Origin of the sequence: Pseudomonas sp. 30_B, assembly GCF_017491605.1 — a bacterium.
Classification (GTDB): domain Bacteria; phylum Pseudomonadota; class Gammaproteobacteria; order Pseudomonadales; family Pseudomonadaceae; genus Pseudomonas.
In genome coordinates, this window is record NZ_JAFGYY010000139.1 from 1 (window position 1) to 552 (window position 552).

A 552-nucleotide genomic window follows, 5' to 3' on the forward strand; every position below is an offset into this window, starting at 1 on the left:
GCAGGGCAGGTTCGACTGCTCGCTTGCGGCGAGCCCGCAATCCTGATTCCATAAAGACAAAACCCACGCTTCGAAAAACGTGGGTCTCGTCAGCAGCCTGAAGCGCCGCTGACGCGGCGCTTTTCATTCAGCCTTCGTTCAAGCCATCGCTCGCTTCGCGCCGCGTCGGCGTCATTCGGACGGCGGCTGTGCGGGGGGTGAGCCGGTTGCCGCGTCGGCGGGCGACGGTGTCAACGCGCCGCTCGCTGCCATCTGCGCCTGCACACGCTCACCCAGCTGATAGACGGCGAGCGCATAGAAGAAGCTGCGGTTGTAGCGGGTCAGCACGTAGAAATTCTGCAGTCCGAGCTTGTATTCGGTTGCGCGGCCGGGCGTCGGCAAATCGACCACGGTGACGGGCGTGCTCGCCTCCGATGCGATGTTCACGGACGGCTCGTCGAGCACGAGCCCCGCGCGCAGCAACTGCGACAGCACCCAGTGCGGCTCGGGGCGACCGTCCGCCGCCGCTTGCGCGACGCCCTGGCTGCCCGTATCGGGCGCGATGTTCCATAC

At 66.3% G+C, this 552-nt stretch carries 1 protein-coding gene; it reads right to left on the bottom strand.

Annotation, left to right across the window (positions count from 1 at the left end; all coding sequences use genetic code 11):
* Positions 1 to 171: 171 nt before the first annotated feature.
* A partial coding sequence (locus J5M67_RS27615) for a lytic murein transglycosylase (protein ID WP_207888568.1) occupies positions 172 to 552 on the bottom strand: 381 nt, incomplete at its 5' end.